Annotated in this window: 20 protein-coding genes; 15 read left to right on the top strand and 5 right to left on the bottom strand. The window is 72.1% G+C overall.

The window, feature by feature from the left end:
* Positions 1 to 31: 31 nt before the first annotated feature.
* The 6 genes from kdpF (at position 32) to EDF55_RS10440 (ending at position 7981) form a co-directional block, all read left to right on the top strand.
* Positions 32 to 121: a K(+)-transporting ATPase subunit F gene (gene kdpF, locus EDF55_RS10465; protein ID WP_123654910.1), complete on the top strand. Its 90-nt coding sequence runs from the start codon at positions 32 to 34 to the stop codon at positions 119 to 121.
* A complete protein-coding gene (gene kdpA / locus EDF55_RS10460; protein ID WP_123654909.1) occupies positions 121 to 1803 on the top strand; it encodes a potassium-transporting ATPase subunit KdpA in 1683 nt (560 codons plus the stop codon). The genes kdpF and kdpA overlap by 1 nt, the downstream gene beginning before the upstream one ends.
* Positions 1800 to 3896, top strand: a complete 2097-nt coding sequence (kdpB, locus tag EDF55_RS10455) for a potassium-transporting ATPase subunit KdpB (RefSeq protein ID WP_123654908.1) — start codon at positions 1800 to 1802, stop codon at positions 3894 to 3896. Before kdpA ends, kdpB begins: the two co-directional genes overlap by 4 nt.
* Positions 3897 to 3899: 3 nt before the next feature.
* Complete coding sequence (gene kdpC / locus EDF55_RS10450) at positions 3900 to 4505, top strand: potassium-transporting ATPase subunit KdpC (protein WP_123654907.1); 606 nt, start codon at positions 3900 to 3902, stop codon at positions 4503 to 4505.
* A gap of 283 nt (positions 4506 to 4788) precedes the next feature.
* Positions 4789 to 7281, top strand: coding sequence for an ATP-binding protein (locus tag EDF55_RS10445; protein ID WP_123654906.1), 2493 nt, complete (start codon positions 4789 to 4791; stop codon positions 7279 to 7281).
* A gap of 13 nt (positions 7282 to 7294) precedes the next feature.
* Positions 7295 to 7981 carry a response regulator gene (locus EDF55_RS10440; RefSeq protein WP_123654905.1) on the top strand — a complete coding sequence of 229 codons (687 nt, stop codon included), beginning with the start codon at positions 7295 to 7297 and terminating at the stop codon, positions 7979 to 7981.
* Here the strand turns inward: EDF55_RS10440 and EDF55_RS10435 are convergent.
* Positions 7971 to 8837: a LuxR C-terminal-related transcriptional regulator gene (locus EDF55_RS10435; RefSeq protein ID WP_123654904.1), complete on the bottom strand. Its 867-nt coding sequence runs from the start codon at positions 8835 to 8837 to the stop codon at positions 7971 to 7973. The two genes, EDF55_RS10440 and EDF55_RS10435, sit on opposite strands and share 11 nt — an antisense overlap.
* Positions 8838 to 8948: 111 nt before the next feature.
* On the opposite strand from EDF55_RS10435, the gene hxlB reads away from it, so the two are divergent.
* The 4 genes from hxlB (at position 8949) to EDF55_RS10415 (ending at position 12103) form a co-directional block, all read left to right on the top strand.
* Positions 8949 to 9512, top strand: a complete 564-nt coding sequence (gene hxlB / locus EDF55_RS10430) for a 6-phospho-3-hexuloisomerase (protein ID WP_123654903.1) — start codon at positions 8949 to 8951, stop codon at positions 9510 to 9512.
* Positions 9513 to 9523: 11 nt separating this feature from the next.
* Positions 9524 to 10162, top strand: a complete 639-nt coding sequence (hxlA, locus tag EDF55_RS10425; RefSeq protein ID WP_123654902.1) for a 3-hexulose-6-phosphate synthase — start codon at positions 9524 to 9526, stop codon at positions 10160 to 10162.
* A gap of 124 nt (positions 10163 to 10286) precedes the next feature.
* Positions 10287 to 11363, top strand: coding sequence for a bifunctional GNAT family N-acetyltransferase/class I SAM-dependent methyltransferase (locus EDF55_RS10420; RefSeq protein ID WP_123654901.1), 1077 nt, complete (start codon positions 10287 to 10289; stop codon positions 11361 to 11363).
* Positions 11360 to 12103: an alpha/beta hydrolase gene (locus EDF55_RS10415; RefSeq protein ID WP_123654900.1), complete on the top strand. Its 744-nt coding sequence runs from the start codon at positions 11360 to 11362 to the stop codon at positions 12101 to 12103. The genes EDF55_RS10420 and EDF55_RS10415 overlap by 4 nt, the downstream gene beginning before the upstream one ends.
* Here EDF55_RS10415 and EDF55_RS10410 read toward each other — a convergent pair.
* On the bottom strand, positions 12048 to 12515 hold the full coding sequence (locus EDF55_RS10410; protein WP_123654899.1) for an NUDIX domain-containing protein: 468 nt from the start codon (positions 12513 to 12515) through the stop codon (positions 12048 to 12050). The genes EDF55_RS10415 and EDF55_RS10410 overlap by 56 nt on opposite strands.
* 10 nt (positions 12516 to 12525) lie before the next feature.
* Entirely contained in the window at positions 12526 to 13896 is a 1371-nt protein-coding gene (locus tag EDF55_RS10405) for an APC family permease (protein WP_123654898.1), read from the bottom strand.
* 173 nt (positions 13897 to 14069) lie between these two features.
* Here EDF55_RS10405 and EDF55_RS10400 point away from each other — a divergent pair, with 173 nt between their 5' ends.
* Together EDF55_RS10400 and EDF55_RS10395 are read left to right on the top strand one after the other, a co-directional pair.
* Positions 14070 to 14837 carry an HAD family phosphatase gene (locus tag EDF55_RS10400; protein ID WP_123654897.1) on the top strand — a complete coding sequence of 256 codons (768 nt, stop codon included), beginning with the start codon at positions 14070 to 14072 and terminating at the stop codon, positions 14835 to 14837.
* A 67-nt stretch (positions 14838 to 14904) separates the two neighbouring features.
* Positions 14905 to 17415 (top strand): glycoside hydrolase family 65 protein, encoded by a 2511-nt coding sequence (locus EDF55_RS10395; protein ID WP_123654896.1) that lies wholly within the window; start codon positions 14905 to 14907, stop codon positions 17413 to 17415.
* A gap of 209 nt (positions 17416 to 17624) precedes the next feature.
* Here the strand turns inward: EDF55_RS10395 and EDF55_RS10390 are convergent, their stop codons facing one another.
* On the bottom strand, positions 17625 to 18140 hold the full coding sequence (locus EDF55_RS10390) for a DUF1697 domain-containing protein (protein ID WP_185017312.1): 516 nt from the start codon (positions 18138 to 18140) through the stop codon (positions 17625 to 17627).
* A gap of 100 nt (positions 18141 to 18240) precedes the next feature.
* Between EDF55_RS10390 and EDF55_RS10385 the strand changes: the two genes are divergently transcribed.
* Positions 18241 to 18813, top strand: coding sequence for a transcriptional regulator (locus EDF55_RS10385; protein WP_123654895.1), 573 nt, complete (start codon positions 18241 to 18243; stop codon positions 18811 to 18813).
* Positions 18798 to 20087, top strand: coding sequence for an MFS transporter (locus tag EDF55_RS10380; RefSeq protein ID WP_123654894.1), 1290 nt, complete (start codon positions 18798 to 18800; stop codon positions 20085 to 20087). The genes EDF55_RS10385 and EDF55_RS10380 overlap by 16 nt, the downstream gene beginning before the upstream one ends.
* 24 nt (positions 20088 to 20111) lie before the next feature.
* Here EDF55_RS10380 and EDF55_RS10375 read toward each other — a convergent pair whose 3' ends face one another.
* Positions 20112 to 20375: a hypothetical protein gene (locus EDF55_RS10375; protein ID WP_123654893.1), complete on the bottom strand. Its 264-nt coding sequence runs from the start codon at positions 20373 to 20375 to the stop codon at positions 20112 to 20114.
* A 99-nt stretch (positions 20376 to 20474) separates the two neighbouring features.
* Here EDF55_RS10375 and EDF55_RS10370 point away from each other — a divergent pair, with 99 nt between their 5' ends.
* Entirely contained in the window at positions 20475 to 20927 is a 453-nt protein-coding gene (locus EDF55_RS10370; protein WP_123654892.1) for a hypothetical protein, read from the top strand.
* The last annotated feature ends 71 nt before the right edge of the window (positions 20928 to 20998 follow it).

Genomic DNA, 20998 nt, shown 5'->3' with positions numbered 1-20998 from the left:
CCGCGGACCCGAAGAACCTCCAGGAGTCCACGTGCTCGGCATCACCATCGCAGCCGCCGTCCTCGGCGTCGCCGCGGTCGTCTACCTCGTCTGGGCGCTCGTGCGCCCGGAGCGGTTCTGATGGGGGCCGCGGCGACCTGGGCCGGCATCGCCCAGGTCGCGGTCCTCGTCCTGCTGCTCGTCGTCGTGCACCGCCCGCTCGGTGACTGGATGGCACGGGTGTTCACCTCGTCGCACCACGGCCGCGCCGAGCGGATCGTCTACCGGCTGATCGGGGTCGACCCCGACGCGGAGCAGTCGTCCGGCGCGTACCTCCGCGGGGTGCTGCTGTTCAGCGCGGCCGGGCTCGTCGTGGTGTTCCTGTTGCAGCGCATCCAGACGGTGCTGCCGGGGGACCTCGGGCTGCCGGACGTCGGATGGTCGCTCGCGTTCAACACGGCGGCGTCCTTCGTGGCGAACACCAACTGGCAGTCCTACTCGCCCGAGGCCACGGTCGGGTACTCGGTGCAGCTCGCCGGCCTCGCGGTGCAGAACTTCCTCTCCGCCGCCGTCGGCCTCGCGGTGGCCATCGCACTGGTCCGCGGGTTCGCCCGTCGCCGCTCGTCGACGATCGGCAACGTCTGGGTCGACGTCGTCCGGGGCACGGGCCGGCTGCTCCTGCCGCTGTCCTTCGTCTTCGCCATCGTGCTCGTCGCGGGCGGCGTCGTCCAGTCGTGGGGGAGCGGCACCGACGTCGCGACGCTGGCCGGCGGGACGCAGCACATCCCGGACGGGTTCGTGGCGTCGCAGGAGGCGATCAAGCTCCTCGGCACGAACGGCGGTGGCTACTTCAACGCGAACTCGGCGCACCCGTTCGAGAACCCGTCGGCGTGGACCAACATCGTCGAGGTCTTCCTCATGCTCGCGATCCCGTTCTCACTGCCGCGCACGTTCGGCCGGATGGTGGGCGACCGTCGTCAGGGGTACGCGATCCTCGCCGTGATGGGCGCGATCTTCCTCGTGTCCCTCGCCGCGATGTCGATCGCCGAACTCGCCGGGGGCGGCGCGGCCACGCACGCCGCTGGTGCCGCGATGGAGGGCAAGGAGGTCCGCTTCGGCATCCTCGGCACCACCCTGTTCGGCACCACGTCGACCGCCACCTCCACGGGTGCGGTGAACGGGATGTTCGACAGCTTCACGCCGATCGGCGGGATGATGGCGCTCCTGAACATGATGCTCGGCGAGGTCACCCCCGGCGGCGTCGGGTCCGGTCTCTACGGCATGCTCGTCCTCGCCGTGATCACGGTGTTCATCGGCGGGCTGCTGGTCGGCCGGACGCCGGAGTACCTCGGCAAGAAGATCCGGGCGCGGGAGATGACCTTCGCGGCGCTGTACATCCTCGTGACGCCCACCGTCGTGCTGCTCGGGACCGCGTTGTCCCTGGCGATCCCGGGCGTCCGGGAGCAGGTCCTCGGCACCTCGGTGTTCAACCCCGGCAACCACGGCCTGTCCGAACTGCTCTACGCGTTCACCAGCGCCGGCAACAACAACGGGTCGGCGTTCGGCGGCCTCACCGCGAACACGACCTGGATGAACACGGCGCTCGGCATCGCGATGCTGCTCGGCCGCTTCGTGCCGATCGCGTTCGTGCTGGCGCTCGCCGGGTCGCTCGCGGCGCAGGACCGGGTCCCCGCGACCGTCGGCACGCTGCCCACGCACCGGCCGCTCTTCGTCGGACTCCTCGCCGGTGTCGCCGTCATCGTCACCGCACTCACCTACTTCCCGGTGCTCGCACTGGGTCCCCTCGCAGAAGGACTGTCATGACCACCGTGACCTCCGAGTCGGAACCGCGCACCGCGGTGGAGCCGACCACCCGCTCGTCCGCCTTCGGGCCCCGTCAACTGGTGGCGGGCCTCCCGGGCGCACTGCGGAAACTCGATCCGCGACTGATGTGGCGGAACCCGGTCATGTTCCTGGTCGAGGTGGGCGCAGCCCTGACCACGGCCGCCGCGTTCGTCGACGCCTCGGCGTTCACCATCGCGATCGCGGTCTGGCTCTGGCTGACCGTCGTCTTCGCCAACCTGGCGGAGTCCGTCGCCGAGGGCCGCGGCAAGGCCCAGGCGGACACGCTCCGGAAGACCCGGTCGACGACCAGCGCCCGACGGGTGCTCGGGTACGACGCAGCCGACCCGGCCGCCACGGCGAACGCGACCGAGGACATCGCGTCCGTCGACCTCGCAAAGGGCGACGTGGTGGTCGTGGTCGCCGGTGAGGTGATCCCGGGCGACGGCGACGTGATCGACGGGATCGCCTCGGTCGACGAGTCCGCCGTGACGGGTGAGTCCGCGCCGGTGATCCGCGAGTCGGGCGGTGACCGGAGTGCGGTCACCGGTGGCACCCGCGTGCTGTCCGACCGGATCATCGTGCGCATCACCTCGACACCGGGCGAGACCTTCATCGACCGGATGATCCGCCTCGTCGAGGGCGCCGCACGGCAGAAGACGCCGAACGAGATCGCGCTGAACATCCTGCTCGCGTCGCTGTCGATCGTCTTCGTGATCGTCTGCCTCACGATGCAGCCGATCGCCGGGATGGTCGGCGCGACGGTCAGCATCACCGTCCTCATCGCCCTGCTCGTCTGCCTCATCCCGACGACCATCGGCGCCCTGCTGTCGGCGATCGGCATCGCCGGGATGGACCGCCTCGTACAGCGGAACGTCCTCGCGATGTCCGGTCGTGCGGTCGAGGCCGCCGGGGACATCACCACGCTGCTCCTCGACAAGACCGGGACCATCACGTACGGCAACCGACGGGCATCCCGTGTGGTGCCCGTGCCCGGGGTCTCCGAACCGGAGCTGATGGCGGCCGCGGCGCTGTCGAGTGCCGCGGACGGGACCCCCGAAGGTCGCTCGATCGTCGTGCTCGCGGCGGACGCCGAGGTCGCCGTGGATGCGCCGGACGGTGCCGTCGAGGTGCCGTTCACCGCGCAGACGCGGATGTCGGGGATGGACCTGCCCGACGGGTCATCGGTCCGGAAGGGCGCCGCAGCCGCAGTGCTCAGCTGGGCTGGAACCCCCGATGCCGGTGTGATCGCGGCGATCGACGCCACGGTCGCCGAGATCTCCGACCAGGGCGGGACGCCGCTCGTCGTCGCCCGTCGTGCCCCGTCGGGCGAGGTCGCGCTGCTCGGGGTCGTGCACCTCAAGGACGTCGTCAAGGACGGCCTGTCCGAGCGGTTCGACGAGCTCCGCAGCATGGGCATCCGGACCGTGATGATCACCGGTGACAACCCGCGCACCGCGAAGGCGATCGCCGCGGAGGCCGGCGTCGACGACTTCCTCGCCGAGGCCACCCCGGAGGACAAGCTCGCGCTGATCCGCCGGGAACAGGAGGGCGGGAACCTCGTCGCGATGACCGGTGACGGCACGAACGACGCCCCCGCCCTGGCGCAGGCGGACGTCGGCGTCGCGATGAACACCGGGACGACCGCGGCGAAGGAGGCCGGGAACATGGTCGACCTCGACTCCGACCCGACCAAGCTCATCGACATCGTCCGGATCGGGAAGCAGCTGCTCATCACCCGCGGGGCACTCACCACGTTCTCGATCGCGAACGACGTCGCGAAGTACTTCGCGATCATCCCGGCGATGTTCCAGCTGGCGTTCCCCGGCCTCGCCGCGCTCAACGTCATGGGCCTGCACAGCCCGTCGTCCGCGATCCTGTCGGCCGTCGTGTTCAACGCGCTCGTCATCGTGGCGCTCATCCCGCTCTCGCTGCGCGGCGTCAGGTACCGCGCAGCGTCGGCGTCGTCGATCCTCGGCCGCAACCTGCTCGTCTACGGGCTCGGCGGCGTGATCGTCCCCTTCATCGGCATCAAACTGATCGACCTCGTGGTCGGTCTCATCCCGGGGTTCTGACTCATGGCAACCAGCTCTCGTTCCTTCATCCGCTCCACCGGCGTCGCGATCCGGCTCATGCTCCTGGCGACGGTGGTGCTCGGCATCGCGTACCCGGTCGCAGTCTGGGGCGTCGGCCAGGCGGCGTTCCACGACCAGGCGAACGGCTCGATCGTGTCCCGGGACGGCAAGCCCGTCGGTTCCTCGCTCATCGGGCAGTCCTTCGCCGGCGAGCAGGCGGACCGGTGGTTCCAGTCCCGGCCGTCCGCCGCGGGCGAGGACGGCTACGACGCGAACGCCTCGTCGGGGTCGAACCTCGGCCCGTCGAACCCCGACCTGACGAAGGCGATCGAGGCCCGGAAGGCCGCGATCGCCGCGGCCGACGGGGTCCCGGCTGCCGACGTGCCCGCGGATGCGGTGACGGCTTCGGGCTCCGGTCTCGACCCCGACATCAGCCCGGAGTACGCGCTCGAGCAGGTGTCCCGCGTGGCATCGGCGCGCGGGCTGTCGTCGTCCGTCGTGCGCGCGCTCGTCGAGTCGCACACCGAGGGTCGCCAGCTCGGCGTCCTCGGCGCTCCGGCGGTGAACGTCCTGTCGCTGAACCTGGCCGTCGCGTCGTTGTCGGCGTGACGGAGCCGAGCAACCTGCCGCGGTGCGGTTGGGCGCGGTGCGGTTGGCCGCAGTGCGGGTGGGCGCGGTGCGGTTGGCCGCGGTGCGGTTGGGCGCGGCACAACCGAAACCCGCTCGAACCACGGACGACCGTGGTTCGAGCGGGAATCGGTTGTGCGCCGCCGATCGGAACCGGGCACGGCGGCGCGGGCAGCGCAGGGGGCGGCGCCGCGCCACGCGAGCGGAGCGGCGCCGCGCGACCCGAGCGCCGGCACGACCACCGGAGAAGCGAGAGGATGAGCGCGTGAAGCGAGGGAAGCTGCGGGTGCTGCTCGGTGCCGCACCCGGCGTCGGGAAGACCTTCACCATGCTCGAAGAGGGGCGCCGACTCCGCGACGAGGGCCGCGACGTGGTCGTCGCCGTCGTCGAGACCCACGGCAGAGCGGCCACCGCCGCACTCGTGGACGGCCTCGAGACCGTGCCCCGCCGCACCGAGACGCACCGCGGGGTCGAGCTCGACGACCTGGACCTCGACGCCGTCCTCGCGCGGCACCCCGAGGTCGCCCTGGTCGACGAGCTCGCCCACACGAACGCCCCCGGCGGCCCGCACGAGAAGCGGTGGCAGGACGTGGAGGCGCTGCTCGCCGCGGGGATCGACGTGATCTCGACGGTGAACATCCAGCACATGCAGTCCCTCGGCGACGTCGTCCGTGAGATCACCGGCACCGTCCAGCGCGAGACCGTGCCCGACGCCGTGGTCCGTGGCGCCGACCAGATCGAGGTGGTCGACCTGTCGCCGCAAGCCCTCCGCGAGCGGCTCTCCGACGGGCTCGTGTACCCGGCGGCCCGGATCGACGCGGCACTGTCGAACTACTTCCGCCTCGGCAACCTCACCGCGCTCCGCGAGATCGCCCTGCTCTGGCTCGCCGACGAGGTCGACGACGCCCTGAAGCGCTACCGCGCCGAGCACGGCATCGAGCACCGGTGGGAGGCGCGTGAGCGTGTCCTCGTCGCACTCACCGGTGGGCCGGAGGGGGAGACGCTCCTCCGCCGCGGTGCCCGGATCGCGGCACGGTCGTCCGGCGGCGAGCTCGCTGCGGTGCACGTCACGACGAACGACGGCCTCCGCGAGCGGCACCCGGGTGCGCTCGGCGCGCAGCGGGCGCTCCTCGAGCAGCTCGGTGGGACCTACCACCAGGTGGTCGGTGACGACGTCCCGAGCACCCTGGTGCGGTTCGCGCGCTCGATCGACGCGACGCAGATCGTCGTCGGCGTGAGTCGTCGGAGCCGTGCGGCCGCGGCCCTGACCGGCCCGGGCATCGGCAACACCGTCGTCCGCGAGTCCGGCGACATCGACGTGCACGTGGTCACCCACGAGCGAGCAGGCGGCGGGTTCGCCCTGCCCCGGCTCGGCGGGAGCCTGTCGCGTGGCCGGATCACCGCCGCGTTCGTCCTCGCGCTCGTCGCCGGGCCCCTGCTGACGCTGCTGCTCTCGATCGGGGACACCCCGGACGCCATCACGGTGGACGTCCTCGCCTACCAGCTCCTCGTCCTCGTCGTCGCCCTCGTCGGCGGGATGTGGCCGGCGGTCTTCGCGGCCGTGCTGTCCGGGCTGAGCCTCGACTTCTTCTTCGTGCAGCCGCTGCACCGGGTCACGGTCCAGCAGCCCTGGCACCTGGTCGCCCTCGTGATGTACGTCATCAGTGCGGTGCTCGTGAGCTTCGTCGTGGACCGCTCGGCCCGTCGGTCGCGTGCCGCCCGGCGCGCGGCCGCCGAGTCCGGGCTGCTCATCGGGATCGCCGGCAGCGTCCTCCGAGGTGACGACGCCCTGCAGGCGCTGGTCGACCGGACGCGTGAGGCGTTCGGCTTCACCGGTCTGCGGGTCCGGCAGGGGGACCTGGTGCCGGCCACGTCCGGAGCGTTCGGTGCGGCGCCGGACGCCACCACGAGCCTCCCGTCCGGAGCGGTCCTGGAGTTCGCCGGTGCGGCGGACGACCCGACCCAGCGCCGGTTGCTGCGGGTCGTGGAACAGCAGATCGACGCGGCCGTCGAGCACCGCGACCTGACCCGCGCCGCGGTCGACGCGGAACGGATCGCCGCGGCGGACCGCGTGCGGAGCGCGATCCTCGCAGCCGTCGGCCACGACGTCCGACGGCCGATCGCGGCCGCATCGGCGGCCGTGCAGACCCTCCGTGCCAGCGACATCGCCCTGTCCGACACCGACCGGGAGGCCCTGCTCGCGACCGCCGACGAGAGCCTCGGCCGTCTCGCGGTGCTGCTCGGCGACCTGCTGGACGTCAGTCGTGTGCAGGCGGGGGTGGTCGCGTCGACCCCCGTCGCCCTCCCGCTGGAGACCGTGGTCGCGCCGGCGCTCGACGAGCTGGAGCTCGGGCCGGACGACGTCGACCTCGACCTGCCCGCCGAACTGCCGCAGGTTCTCGCCGACCCGGTGCTGCTCCAGCGCGTCCTCGTGAACCTGCTCGCGAACGCGGTGCGGTTCACCCCGTCGGGGACGAGTGTGCGGGTCGCGGCGAGCGCGTTCGACGGGGCGGTCGAGCTCCGCGTGGTCGACCACGGGCCCGGGATCCCGGAGGCGCAGCGGAACGACGTGTTCCAGCCGTTCCAGCGGCTCGGCGACACCGACAACGACACCGGACTGGGGCTCGGGCTGGCGCTGGCTCGGGGCTTCACCGAGGGGATGGGTGGCAGCATCGAGGCCGACGACACCCCCGGCGGCGGACTCACCATGGTGGTGCGGTTGCCGATCGCCGGACACATCGGGGTGCAGACACGATGAGGACCCGGAACCGATGAGGATCCTGATCGCCGACGACGACCCCCAGCTCGTCCGCGCCCTCGGGGTGACGCTCTCCGCGCGCGGGTACGACGTCGTCACCGCGCGGGACGGCCGCGCCGCGATCGACGCCGTCATCACCGAACGCCCCGACATCGTGCTGCTCGACCTCGGGATGCCGCGGCTCGACGGCATCGGTGTGCTCGAGGGCATCCGCGCGTGGTCGCAGGTCCCGGTGCTGGTGCTCTCCGGACGGACGGACTCGTCCGACAAGGTCGACGCGCTGGACGCCGGCGCGGACGACTACGTGACGAAGCCGTTCCAGATGGACGAGCTGCTCGCGCGGCTCCGGGCGCTCGGGCGGCGACAGGCCGCTGCCACCGCAGCAGCGGACACCGCGCCGACCGTCCGGTTCGGGGACCTCGTCGTGGACCTCGTCGCCAAGCAGGTCCTGCCGGCCGAGGGTCCCGCGATCCGGCTGACCCCGACCGAGTGGCGGCTGCTCGAGGTCCTCGTCGCCAACCCGGACCGGCTGATGACGCGGGAGATGCTGCTCACCGAGGTGTGGGGGCCGTCGCACGGCAACGACTCCGGGTACCTCCGGCTCTACGTCGCGCAGCTGCGCCGGAAGCTCGAACCGGATCCGTCGACCCCGCGGTACATCGTCACCGAGTCCGGGATGGGGTACCGCTTCAGCCCGTGACCGGCCGCGCCCCGAGCGCCCCGAGCGCGGCGAGCTCCGCACGGGTGCGGGCACCGCGCTTCCGGAGCAGGTTCGCCACGTGGTACTTCACGGTGTTCACGGTGATGCCGAGCCCGTCGGCGATCTCCCGGTTGCCGACACCGGTCGCGAGGAGCCGCAGCACGTCCTGCTCGCGCGGCGTCAGGTCGGCGTCGTCGGGCAGGTCGACCGCACCCGGTGCCGGGTCCAGGGGCAGCGAGATGTCGAGGACGGACCCCCACGCGGGCGTCGACTCGACCGCGAGGCGTCCGTCGAGTGCGACCACCCGCTCGGCGATCGGCCGCACGGCGTCGTCGTGCGCATCGAGCGTCCCGGCGCCGTCGTCGCGCAGCTGCATGAGGAGGTTCCGGCCGTCGCAGTCCCACTGGATCCGCACGCGGTGGGCGTCGCCGGCGTCGACGAGCGCCAGCACCGCGGTCCGGACGATCGCGCGGGCGGCGTGCGCGACGTCACCGGGGAGTGCCCGCCCGGTCGCCGGGGGCTCGACGAACTGCACGTCCAGGTCCCCGAACCGGACGAGCGGGCGCAGGTCGGCGCGGAGCCGCGAGAACGCCCCCGTGACCGGTTCGAGGAGGGTGCTCCGCTGCCGGTCCGTCACGGTGCGGAGCTCGACGAGCGCCGCCGACGCGATCTCCACCGCCTCGGCGCGGGCCGCGGCGTCGCCGACGCGCGGGGAGCGGAGCACCGCGAGCACGGACTCGAGCGTGAGCGCGTGCCGGTCGGCCTGCTCCGCCACGGTCCTGGCGTGCTCCGTGGCCGCGAGCCGACTGGCGGGGCCGAGCCGGGCCTCCAGACCGTCTTCCGCTGCACCGTCCATGACAGCCGAACCTACCTGCCCCGCCCGAGTGGATGGGGCCACCCGATCGGGTGGGGCGCCCGCCGTCGCGGGTAGCGGCGGGCCGGCGCGGTCCCCGTCAGGCTCGTCGTCATGCAGGAACTCTCGGTCTCCCGGTCGTTCGGCCTGATCGTCGACGAGATCCGGTCGCTCGCGGCGAGCGTGGACGACGACGATGCGGGCCGCGCGGTCGACCTGGTCGAGGGTGCCGACCGCGTCTTCGTCCACGGCGCCGGCCGTTCCGGACTCGCGCTCCGGATGACCGCGATGCGCCTGATGCACCTCGGGCTCGACGTGCACGTGGTCGGCGAGGTGACGACTCCGGCCATCCGCGCCGGCGACGTCCTGATCGTCGCCAGCGGCTCGGGGACGACGGCCGGCATCGTCGCGGCAGCACGCACCGCCACGGACGTCGGCGCATCCGTCGTCGCGATCTCCACCACGTCCGACTCCCCGCTGTCCGCGGTCGCGGCGGTCACCATCGTGCTCCCCGCGGCCACGAAGACCGACCGCTCCGGCACCGCCTCCGCGCAGTACGCCGGCAGCCTGTTCGAGCAGGCCGTCGCGCTGCTCGGCGACGCACTCTTCCACACCCTGTGGGCCCGCGGCGGGCAGTCCGCCGACGACCTCTGGCCCCGGCACGCCAACCTCGAATGAAAGGCACCCTCATGCAGCTCCAGTTCGCCATGGACACCCTGACCACCGAAGCCGCCCTCGAACTCGCCGCCGCGGCCGCCCCGCACGTCGACGTCCTCGAGCTCGGCACGCCGCTCATCAAGAGCGCCGGCCTCTCCGCGATCACCGCGGTCAAGGAAGCCCACCCGGACAAGACCGTCTTCGCCGACCTCAAGACGATGGACGCCGGCGAGCTCGAGGCGGACATCGCGTTCGCCGCCGGTGCCGACCTCGTCACCGTGCTCGGTGTCGCCGGGGACAGCACGATCGCCGGCGCGGTGAAGGCCGCCCAGAAGCACGGCAAGGGCGTCGTCGTCGACCTCATCGGGGTCGCCGACAAGGCCGGCCGTGCCCGTGAGGTCATCGCACTCGGCGCCGAGTTCGTCGAGATGCACGCCGGGCTGGACGAGCAGGCCGAGGACGGCTTCACGTTCTCCACCCTCCTCGATGCGGGCAAGGCCTCCGGTGTGCCGTTCTCCGTCGCCGGTGGCGTCTCGGCGGCCACGGTCGCCGACGTCCAGGCGGCCGGGGCGACGATCGCCGTCGCCGGCAGCGCGATCTACAGCGCGTCGGACGTCGGCGCGGCCGCTGCGGAGATCCGCGCGGCGATCCAGGAGACCGTCGCGTCCTGAGCGCTGGCGGTCGGTTCGCGCCCCGTTCCGAACACCGCGCCCCGTCACAGCGGGGCGCGGTGGTCGTCCCGGGGCGCAACCGCGCGCGACCGCATCTCCGGCACGGACGGGATAGCGTCGGGGCGTGACGATCGAGCTCCGTGCCCTGACCGCCGACGACTGGCGGGAGTGGCGGCCGGTACGACTGGCGGCACTCGCCGATGCACCCGACGCGTTCGGATCCCGGCTGCACGACTGGGTCGACGCGCCCGAGGAACGTTGGCGGACACGGCTCTCGATCCCGGGAGCGCTCGACCTGGTCGCCTTCGACGGCGACCGCGCGGTGGGGATGGCGAGCGGGACACCGGGGGACGGCGACCGCGCCGAACTCATCTCGATGTGGGTCGACCCGGCTGCCCGCGGACGCGGCGTCGCCGGACTGCTCATCGACGCGATCGTCCGCTGGGCCGCACGCGTCGGGGCCGCCGAGCTCGAACTCTCGGTGATGCCCGACAACACCGTCGCCCGGCGGACGTACGAACGCCACGGCTTCACGATCGCGGACGAACCCGGTGACCTGCTCCCGGCCGGCCGCCACGAGGTCGTCATGCGCCGGGACCTCGCCACCGACCGCACCCTCGACACCTACGAGCGCGCTGCCGATCGCTACGCGGACCGGACCGACGGGCACCGAGCCGGGCTCGTCGACGATCTCCTCGGCCTCGTCACGCCGGGGGCACGCGTCCTCGAGCTCGGGTCCGGCCCCGGACGCGACGCACTCGCCCTGGAGGCCGCCGGGCTCCGCGTGGACCGGACCGACGGAGCCCGGTCCTTCGTCGACCGGCTCCGCGAGGACGGACACGTCGCCCGGGTGCTGGACGTCCGCACCGGGGTGTTCGGCAGCGGCTACGACGCCGTCTTCGCGAACGCGGTGCTGCTGCACGTCCGGCGCGAAGAACTCCCCGGGGTGCTCCGCCGTGCGTTCGTGGCCGTCGTCCCCGGGGGCGTGCTCGCCGCGACCGTGAAGCGCGGCGACGGCGAGGACTGGAGCACCAGGAAGCTCGACCGGCCCCGGCACTTCACCTACTGGACCGGCGACGCGCTCGCGTCGGTGGTCTCCGAGACCGGCTGGACCGACGTCGACGTCCGCGAGACGACCGCGCCAGGAGCCGAGGAACGGTGGCTGACCGTCACCGCACGACGACCGGAGGAGACCCGATGAACCGAGCACTGCGTTGGACCGCCTGGATCGTGGCGGTGCTGCTCGTCGTCGTGATCGTGTTCCTGGTGTGGGCGAACATCGTGATGCAAGGCACCCGGTCCGCAGCGCTGCAGGTGTGGCGGGACGACCGGGTGGCCGTGCGGGACGCCGGCGACTCGGTCGTGATGACCCCGACCGGCACGGCGAACGGTGTCGGGGTCGTGTTCATCCCCGGCGCGAAGGTCGACCCGTACGCCTACATGGCCACGTTCCGGCAGGTGGTCGCGAGCGGCACGACCGTCGTCATCACGAAGCCGACGCTGCACCTCGCGTTCTTCGACCTCCGCCCCCTGTCCACGTTCGAGGCGCACGCCCCGTCCGTGCAGACCTGGGCCGTCGGCGGGCACTCGCTCGGCGGGGTCCGCGCGTGCCAGCTGGCCGACGACCCGGGCGTGGCCGGACTGCTGCTCCTCGGGAGCTACTGCGCGAACGACCTGTCCGGGACGGACCTGGACGTGCTGAGCGTCTCCGGGTCGCGCGACGGGCTCTCCACGCCGGAGAAGGTCGCCGCGGCGCGGCACGAGCTGCCGGCGGACGCGACGATGACCGAGATCCAGGGCTCGAACCACGCCGACTTCGGTGCCTACGGCGCGCAGCCGGGTGACGGCACCGCGACGATCTCCCGGGCGGACGCCCGCGCGCAGATCAGCGCTGCGGTCGAGCGGTGGGTCGAGGGGATCCGGGCGGCCGGCCTCCGCTGAGCCCCTCGACCGCGAGCCCGACGGCCCTCCGGGCGCGGTCGGGCACGAGCCCGATGCGGTCGAGGTCGGCGACCGGTACCCACGCCGGCTCGTAGCGGTTCCGATCGGTCACCCGCTGCGCCTCCGGGGAGTCTGCGGGCATGGCCGGGGTGCCGTCGTCGACCCGGACACGGAAGTACACGGCCGGAGCGTCGCGGTCGACCCCGACCGGCAGGAGCTGCTCGGGCACGCCCGTCAGGCCGGTCTCCTCGTGGAGTTCCCGGACGCACGCCTGCTGCGGTGTCTCGCCCGCCTCCACCCCGCCGCCCGGCAGGACGGCGTACGAACGGTCGTCACGGTGACGGCGGACGACCAGCACGTCGGCTCCGCGCAGGGCGACTGCGACGGCGCGGATCCGGATCGTCTCTGGCACGAGGACGACGCTACGCCGTGGGGGATCCCGGGCGGTCGTCGGTCCGCCTGCCGCCGCTCCGCCGGCCCCCGGTGAGCCGGGCGACCAGGTACAGCACCACGCCGACCGCGAGCAGCATCGCGGCGTAGAGCCAGACCTGACCGCTCTGCTGGGTGAGCAGCAGGACGCACGACGCGACGCCGAGCACGGGCACGAACGTCCAGACCCGGAAGTGGTCGTGCTCGACGTGGTCGCGCCGGAGCACGAGCACCGCGACGTTCGTGCTGATGAACACGAACAGCAGCAGGAGCACGACGGTCTCGGCGAGCGTGCCGACGTCGCCGACGAGCGTGAGCAGCATCGCGACGACGGTCGTCGCGACGATCGCGGTCCAGGGGGTCTTCCGGTTCGGCAGCACCTTGCCGAGCACCACCGGGAGCAGACGCTGCTCGGCCATCCCGTAGGTCACGCGGCTCGCCATGATCATCGTCAGGAGCGCTCCGTTCGCGACGGCGACCAGGGCGATCAGGCTGAACACCCAGTCCGGGATCGGCACACCGGTCGCCGCCACCACCTGGAGCAGCGGCCCGGACGACTCGCCGAGCTCCGACGCAGGCAGGGCGATGGCGCTCGCCAACCCGACCAGGACGTAGACGACCCCGGCCGTGGCGAGCGCGCCGAAGAGTGCCCTCGGGTACACCTTCCGGGGCTCGCGGACCTCCTCGGCCACGTTCGCCGAGGTCTCGAAGCCGACGAAGGAGTAGTACGCCACGATCGCGGCGCTGAGCGTGGCCAGCGCGGGGTTCGCCCCGGACGGGAACTCGCCGATCCGCGCGACGTCGCCGCCCCCGCCGCCCATCATCACGGCGACCGCCACGATCACGATCACCAGGCCGGACACCTCGATGATCGTCATCACCACGTTGCTCTTCAGGGAGTCCGAGATCCCGCGCGCGTTCAGGCACGCGATGAGCGCGAGGAAGACGATCGCGGCGGGTACCGGCGGCAGGTCGACGAAGGTGCCGAGGTAGTCGCCGGCGAACGCGAGCGACAGGCCGGCCGCACTCGTGACGCCCGCTGCGAGCATGCAGAACCCGACGAGGAACGACACCATCGGCACCTTGTAGGCCCGCTCCGCGAACACCGCGGCACCGCCGGCCTTCGGGTACTTCGTGACGAGTTCGGCGTAGGAGCCCGCGGTCAGCAGCGCGAGCAGCAGCGCGAGCACGAGCGGTGCCCAGAGCGCCCCACCGACGTCGCCGGAGAGCGTGCCCATCAGGGCGTAGATCCCCGCGCCCAGCACGTCCCCGAGGATGAACAGGTAGAGCAGTGGCCCGGTGATCGCCTGCCGGAGCTTGGACCCCTGCGCGTCAGCGGCCCGGTCCGTGGTGTCGGTGGTCATCGTGTCCCCTTCGTCACGACGAGCGAACCGGTCGTGGACTGCACGTCCTCACAGCCGGGCCGACCTCCCGGTGAACTCTCCACAGGGGTGCGTCGGGGTGCGACGCGCTGCCTGGAGCGGTCCTAGACTCGGGCGCAGCACTCGTACGACACCACTCCCTGGAAGGTGTGTCCATGACGTCGTCTGACCGTCGGGCTCCTGCGCGCCTCGCGGATGCCCGTGCCCTGCTCTTCGACCTCGACGGGGTCCTGACGCCGACCGCCGACGTCCACATGCGCGCGTGGAGCCGGCTGTTCACGCCGTACCTCGCTGCGCACGGTGTCGCTCCCTACACGGAGCAGGACTACTTCGCGTACATCGACGGCAAGCCCCGCTACGACGGCGTCCGCTCGCTGCTCGACTCGCGTGGCATCGACCTGCCGCAGGGCACGCCGGACGACGGCCCCGACGACGACACGGTGTGCGGGCTCGGCAACCGGAAGAACGCCGAGTTCACCGCCGAGCTGTCCGAGCACGGCGTCGAGGCCTACCCGGGCTCGTTGCGCTTCCTCACGGCGGCCACCGACGCCGGCCTGTCGGTCGCGGTCGTCTCGAGTTCCGCGAACGCCAAGCAGGTCCTCCGCACCGCGGGGATCCTGGAACGCTTCCCGGTCATCGTCGACGGCCTCGTCGCGCGGGAAGACGGGCTCGCGGGCAAGCCCGCACCGGACACCTACCTCGACGCGGCGAGCCGCTTCGGCCTGACCGCCGCCGAGTGCGTCGTCGTCGAGGACGCGACGAGTGGCGTGGCCGCCGGCCGGAACGGTGCCTTCGGGCTCGTGATCGGCGTCGACCGCGGCGCCGGTGCCGACGACCTCCTCGCGAACGGGGCGGACGTCGTCGTGACGGACCTCGCCGACCTCGTCCCCGACCTCCCCCAGCCCGCCACGCTGACGACGTAGACGACCCGCCGGGCACGATCCGTGCCTCCAGGCCGTTCCTGACCGCTCTCCCTTCCCACGGAGCCCCATGAACCCCATCACCTCGGACCCCCTCGACCGCGTCCGGTACCCGGTCGACGAGTGGGCACTCGTCGAGACCGAGTACGCGCCCGACCAGCAGGGCGTCGCGGAGACGAACTTCGCGGTCGGCAACGGCTACCTCGGCCTGCGCGGCAACCTCGACGAAGGTCGCGGCGGCGTGCAGTACGGCACGTACATCAACGGCTTCCACGAGACCTGGCCGATCCGGCACGCCGAAGACGCGTTCGGGTTCGCCAAGACCGGGCAGACGATCATCAACGCGCCCGACGCCAAGGTCATCCGGCTGTACGTCGACGACGAGCCGCTGGTCCTCGCCGAGGCGGACATCCTGCGGCACACCCGGCGACTCGACTTCCGTGGCGGGTACCTGCTGCGGGAGACCGAGTGGTCGACGCCGTCCGGCAAGGGGGTGCTCATCCGCTCCCGCCGCCTCGTCTCGTTCACCGACCGGCACCTCGCCGTCATCGACTACGAGGTGACGATGCTCGACCACGACGCGTCGATCCTGCTGTCGAGCCAGATCCTCAACCGCCAGGACGTCGTCGACGAGTACCACGCCGGCATGCGCGCGGCGGCGAACGCGTTCGACCCGCGCAAGGCCGAGACGTTCACCGACCGTGTGCTCGAGCCCCGCCTGAAGCGGAACTCCGGCAGCCGGTCCCTCCTCGGGTACCAGGCGGCGACCTCGGGTATGACGATCTGCGTCGGCGTCGAGCACCGCATCGAGACCGACAACACGTGGGACGAGTCCTCCTCCATCGAGGACGACCTCGCCAAGCACGTCTACCGGGTGCAGGCGAAGGCCGGCCGACCGATCCGGCTGACCAAGAACGTGGTCTACCACACCTCCCGCGGGGTGCCGGCGCGAGAGCTCGCGGACCGCTGCGACCGCACGCTGGACCGTGCACGTGCCGAGACGGTCGAGGAGACCTTCGCCAAGCAGCGCACGTGGATGGACGACTACTGGTCGCGCAGCGACGTCGAGGTCGCCGGGCAGCCGGAGATCCAGCAGGCGGTGCGCTGGAACCTCTTCATGCTCGCGCAGGCGACGGCGCGCACCGACGGCCACGGCATCGCGGCGAAGGGCGTCACCGGTTCCGGCTACGGCGGCCACTACTTCTGGGACATGGAGATCTACGTCCTGCCGTTCCTGAGCTACACGGCGCCGATCGTCGCCCGGAACGCGCTCCGCTTCCGCTACAACATGCTCGACGCGGCACGTGCGCGTGCCCGTGAGCTGAACCAGCACGGCGCGCTGTTCCCCTGGCGGACCATCAACGGCGAGGAGTCGAGCGCCTACTACGCCGCCGGAACCGCGCAGTACCACATCGACGCGGACATCGCGCATGCGCTCATGCAGTACGTGCGGGCGTCCGGCGACACCGAGTTCCTGAAGCGCGGGGCGATCGACATCCTCGTCGAGACCGCCCGCCTGTGGGAAGACCTCGGCTTCTGGCGGTCCAACGGCGACCAGAAGTTCCACATCGACGGCGTCACCGGCCCGGACGAGTACACGACGGTCGTCGACGACAACATGTACACGAACGTGATGGCGCGCGCGAACCTGTGGTTCGCGGTCAACGCCACGCGTGAGCTCGCGGTCGACGACCCCGAGGAGTACGCCCGGATGGTCCGCCGGACCGGTCTCAGCGAGACCGAGGTCGTGGACTGGGAGCGTGCGGCGGAGTCGATGGAGATCCCCTTCGACCCGCACCGTGGGATCCACCCGCAGGACGCCCAGTTCCTGGACAAGGAGCTCTGGGACCTCGAGAACACGCCGGAGTCCAAGCGTCCGCTGCTGCTCCACTACCACCCGCTGGTGATCTACCGCTTCCAGGTGCTCAAGCAGGCGGACGTCGTGCTCGCGCTCTTCCTGCAGGGGCACGAGTTCACCCCGGCCGAGAAGCGCCGCGACTTCGACTACTACGACGCGCTCACCACCGGCGACTCGACGCTGTCCGCGGTCGTGCAGTCGATCATGGCGGCCGAGGTCGGGTACCACGAGCTCGCCGAGCAGTACTTCAACACGGCGCTCTACGTCGACCTGGCCGACCTGCACGGCAACACCACCGACGGTGTGCACATCGCCTCGACCGGTGGGATCTGGGGTGCGCTCGTCAACGGGTTCGGCGGCATGCGCGACCACGGCGGCAAGATGTCGTTCAACCCGCGTCTGCCGAAGGAGTGGGAGCGGCTGTCGTACCGGCTGACCGTGCGCGGTTCGCGGGTGCGTGTCGACCTCGAGCAGGAGCAGATGACGTTCACCGTCGAGACCGGCTCCGGGTTCACGGCCTGGGTGCACAACCAGCCCTACGACATCGAATCCGGGGAGCCGACGGTCGTGCCGATCCCGCACCACGGACCGCGCATGTCCGGGCACGCGCCGACGACGAGCGACATCCAGGGCACGCTGCGGGCGGACGGTTCCGTCATCACGGCGTCGATCCCGACGATCTCGCTCGAGCGCGAACTCGAGGTGGACGAGACGACCGCGTAGCGCGGGGCGCTTGCGCGGCGCGCGCGGCTGCGCGGCTGCGCGGCTGCGCGGCTGCAGCTCGGATCGGCGCCGCACAACGGAAACCGGCTCGCGCCACGGACGTCCGTGGTTCGGGCCGGTTTCGGTTGTGCGGCCGCGCATCGGGTCGGTCCCGGGGACGAGGCGACCGCACAGCGCGCGGGCGCGCCGGCGCTCCGGCAGCGTCGGTCCTACAGCAGCTTCCGGAGCGTGTTCACGTTGCGGGTGGTCGTCGTGCGCTTGAACCGGGCGGCTCCGGCGCGCTTGGCGAACACGGTGTCGGTGCTGGATCCCTTCGGGCAGGACCAGGACACGACGCCGTGGCCGCGGGCGACCTGCTCGACCGCCGGGTCGAGCTCGAGGTCCGCGAGCAGGTCGTCGAGTGCTGCCTCGTCGGAGCCGAACAGGACGTAGTCGTGCCGGTCCGGGGCGGAGTCGAACGGGAACCCGTCGACGATCGCCGCGAGCCGGTCGTGCGGGACCAGCACGATCCAGGCGTCGTACCCGAAGCGGTCCCGGAGTGCCTGCTCGACGTCGGCCTTGAGCGTCGCGCTCGTGGCGTCGCTGTCGAAGACGACGTTCCCGGAGGCGAGGACCGTGCGGACGTCCGAGTACCCGCGCTCCTCGAAGAGCGCGCGGAGCTCGGCCGACCTGATCGTGATCCCGTTGACGTTGACGCCGCGCAGCAGTGCGATCCACCTGGCCATGCCGTGACCGTACCGCGACCGTCCGACGCGAGGCGAGCCTCCGGTGCGAACGTACACAAGAAGTGTTGCGCAACGAGTCTTGTGGACCTATCGTGGCGGCATGGACGACGGACGGATCGACGACCCGGCACAGATGCGGGCGCTCGCACACCCGACTCGGCTGCGGATCCTGGGGCTCCTCCGGGCCAACGGACCGCAGACGGCGGCGATGCTCGGCGAGCTCATCGACGAAGCACCCGGCACGATCAGCTACCACTGCGGCAAGCTCGCCGGTGCCGGGTTCATCGAGCCGGCGGACGTGCCGGTGGCGGACCGTCGCGAACGATGGTGGCAGGCGGCGCACGCGTCGTCGTCGTGGCACCTCGAGGACGCGCTCGACGACCCCGAGCGGGCACTGGCGGTGAGCGCGCTCGACCGTGCCGTTGCCCGGACGTACGCTGCCAACTTCGAGGCCTACATCGACCGGGCGGCGACCTACGGGCGCGAGTGGGTGGCGGCCGGCAGCAGCTCCGACCGGGTGATGCGCCTGACCGTGTCCGAGCTCGCACAGCTCGGCGACGAGATGTGGCAGCTCGCCGAGAAGTGGCGGGCCGTGGGCGCCGAGCACGTCGAGGGGGACGGGTCCGAGCAGGTCGTCGTGCTCCAGCAGGCGTACCGATGGCCGCGCGTCTGAGCCCCCGCGGGCGACTCCGGGCACTGCTCGCCGTCCAGGTCGTCTCGCGGATCGGCAACGTCGTCACGACGGTCAGCGTGCCCTTCGCGGTCCTCGCTCGCGGAGGATCGGCGACCGACGTCGGGATCGCCGCGTTCATGGCCACGGTCCCGATCGTCCTCGGTGGTCCGTTCGGCGGGGCGCTGGTGGAGCGGATCGGGTTCGTCCGGTCGAGCATCGGTTCGGACCTCATCAGCGGCGTGACGCTGCTCGCGATGCCGGTGCTGGCCTGGACCGTCGGGCTGCCGTTCTGGGCGCTGCTCGCGCTCGTCTTCGTCAGCGGGCTGTTCGACATGCCGGGGGAGTCCGCACGGCGGGTGCTGCTGCCGGGACTCGCGACCGATGCCGGTGTCTCGCTCGAGCGGGCGGTCGGGCACTTCGAGGCGTCGGCCCGGCTGTCCGTGCTCGTCGGGGCACCGGTCGGCGGGGTGCTCGTCGCGGTCCTCGGTCCGATGCCGGCGCTCGCATGCACGGCGCTGGCGTTCGGCGGGGCGGCGCTGCTGACGGCGCTCTTCGTGCGTCCGGCCGTGCCGAGCGCCCACACGAGCGACACGGAGCCGATCGTGGTGTCGGAAGCCGGGTACTGGCGGGACATCGCCGAGGGCTTCCGGTTCTGCGTGCGGGATCCCTTCTTCCGGCTGATCATCGCGTTGGTGCTCGTCACGAACCTGCTCGACGCCGCACGGTCGACGACGCTGCTGCCCCTGTACGCGGACGAACGGCTCGGCGGTGCGCAGTCGCTCGGCTTCGTGACCGGGACCTTCGGTGGGGCGGCGTTCCTCGGGTCGCTGGTGTTCGGGTACGTGGCGCACCGGGTCCCGCGGCGGATCACGTTCGTCGTGTGCTTCGTGCTCGCCGGCGGGCCGTCGCTCGTGGCACCGGCGCTCGGGCTCGCCCTGCCGTGGGTGCTCGGTGCGGCGGCGGTGTCCGGGCTCGCCGCCGGAGCGCTGAACCCCATCCTCGGCGCGGTCGAGCTCGAGCGGATCCCGGAGCACATGCGGGCGCGGGTGTTCGGCCTGCTCGGCGCGGGGTCGTGGGCGGGGATCCCGCTCGGTGGGCTGCTCGCCGGGGTCGCCGCGGACGGACTCGGGGTGTCGGCGACGTTCGGCATCGTCGCCGCGATCTACACCGTGGTCACGCTCGCCCCGTTGCTCGGCGGTTCGTGGCGGCTCATGGAGCGCCCGACGCCGACGCCGACGCCGACGCCGGCCGATCCGGCCCGCGCGTCCGCCTGAACGTGCACGGCCCGAGCGGTGGGTTCACGACCAGGTGCGGGCGACCCGCCACCCGTCGCCGTCCGGGACGATGTCGACGACCAGGGTCTCGCGGTCTTCTGCCGTGACCTGGAACCGCCACCCGGCGGTCCGTTCGGGCGCGTGGGTGATGGCGGTGGGCAGGTCAGCGGGGGTGACGGTGAGCCGGGTGGGTACGTCGGACACCCACCAGCGACGGCCCTGCCACACGATGCGTGACGGCGATCCCTGGTGCCACCAGACCGTGACGGCTGCATCGACGACGATCATCGGGTCCTCCTCGTTCGAACGTGTGTTCGAATGGTAGGCGGGCGTCGAGGGTGTCGCAACCGGGGAGCGGTTCCCGGATCAGTCGTGTAGACGAGGGGCATGACGAACGACGCACAGGGCCCCGACGAGCAGCACCAGGTTCCCGAAGGGGTGTCCGACGCCACCGTCGAGGCGCTCGGGACGCTGTCCGCCGCGGTCGAGGTCATCGAGCACGCGCGTGGCCTGCTCTACGGCTTCCACCGGCTCACCGGGATGGCCGACCTGAACCTCGGCGACGCGGTCGAACAGCTCCGGGAGGCCGGGCACACCGAGCTCGCGGACCGCATCGACACCGAGCTGATCGGGCGGAACGTCATCGAGGGGCGGTGGACGTTCCAGATCGTCGAGGACTACGACGACGGCTACTACGCCCTCGCCAAGGAGCTCGAACGGACCGCGCGGGACGACCTCGCCGCGGGCCGCCGCCACCTGCTCGAGGCGGGCATGAAGGAGGACCGGCGCACCGGGGGCCGACGCCACCACGAGGCGACCCCGGCCGACCTGCCGGACTGACACCGCGCCTCCCGTCCGCCCTGCCGCGTCCGCGGCTGCCGACTGCACCGTGGCGCGGACCGGACCCGCAC

This window comes from Curtobacterium sp. ZW137 (assembly GCF_003762905.1).
Taxonomy (GTDB): domain Bacteria; phylum Actinomycetota; class Actinomycetes; order Actinomycetales; family Microbacteriaceae; genus Curtobacterium.
Note: the sequence above shows the minus strand (reverse complement) of the source record. Positions and strands in the feature narration are given on the sequence as shown.

Bases quoted from the DNA above. Each gene is read 5' to 3' on its own strand.
- EDF55_RS10440 (WP_123654905.1), top strand. From the start codon at position 7,295: ATGAGGATCCTGATCGCCGACGACGACCCCCAGCTCGTCCGCGCCCTC.
- EDF55_RS10380 (WP_123654894.1), top strand. From the start codon at position 18,798: ATGGCCGCGCGTCTGAGCCCCCGCGGGCGACTCCGGGCACTGCTCGCC.
- EDF55_RS10375 (WP_123654893.1), bottom strand. From the start codon at position 20,375: ATGATCGTCGTCGATGCAGCCGTCACGGTCTGGTGGCACCAGGGATCG.
- EDF55_RS10400 (WP_123654897.1), top strand. From the start codon at position 14,070: ATGACGTCGTCTGACCGTCGGGCTCCTGCGCGCCTCGCGGATGCCCGT.
- EDF55_RS10395 (WP_123654896.1), top strand. From the start codon at position 14,905: ATGAACCCCATCACCTCGGACCCCCTCGACCGCGTCCGGTACCCGGTC.
- EDF55_RS10370 (WP_123654892.1), top strand. From the start codon at position 20,475: ATGACGAACGACGCACAGGGCCCCGACGAGCAGCACCAGGTTCCCGAA.
- hxlB (WP_123654903.1), top strand. From the start codon at position 8,949: ATGCAGGAACTCTCGGTCTCCCGGTCGTTCGGCCTGATCGTCGACGAG.
- EDF55_RS10405 (WP_123654898.1), bottom strand. From the start codon at position 13,896: ATGACCACCGACACCACGGACCGGGCCGCTGACGCGCAGGGGTCCAAG.
- EDF55_RS10435 (WP_123654904.1), bottom strand. From the start codon at position 8,837: ATGGACGGTGCAGCGGAAGACGGTCTGGAGGCCCGGCTCGGCCCCGCC.
- kdpC (WP_123654907.1), top strand. From the start codon at position 3,900: ATGGCAACCAGCTCTCGTTCCTTCATCCGCTCCACCGGCGTCGCGATC.
- kdpB (WP_123654908.1), top strand. From the start codon at position 1,800: ATGACCACCGTGACCTCCGAGTCGGAACCGCGCACCGCGGTGGAGCCG.
- EDF55_RS10390 (WP_185017312.1), bottom strand. From the start codon at position 18,140: ATGGCCAGGTGGATCGCACTGCTGCGCGGCGTCAACGTCAACGGGATC.
- EDF55_RS10385 (WP_123654895.1), top strand. From the start codon at position 18,241: ATGGACGACGGACGGATCGACGACCCGGCACAGATGCGGGCGCTCGCA.
- EDF55_RS10415 (WP_123654900.1), top strand. From the start codon at position 11,360: ATGAACCGAGCACTGCGTTGGACCGCCTGGATCGTGGCGGTGCTGCTC.
- kdpA (WP_123654909.1), top strand. From the start codon at position 121: ATGGGGGCCGCGGCGACCTGGGCCGGCATCGCCCAGGTCGCGGTCCTC.
- hxlA (WP_123654902.1), top strand. From the start codon at position 9,524: ATGCAGCTCCAGTTCGCCATGGACACCCTGACCACCGAAGCCGCCCTC.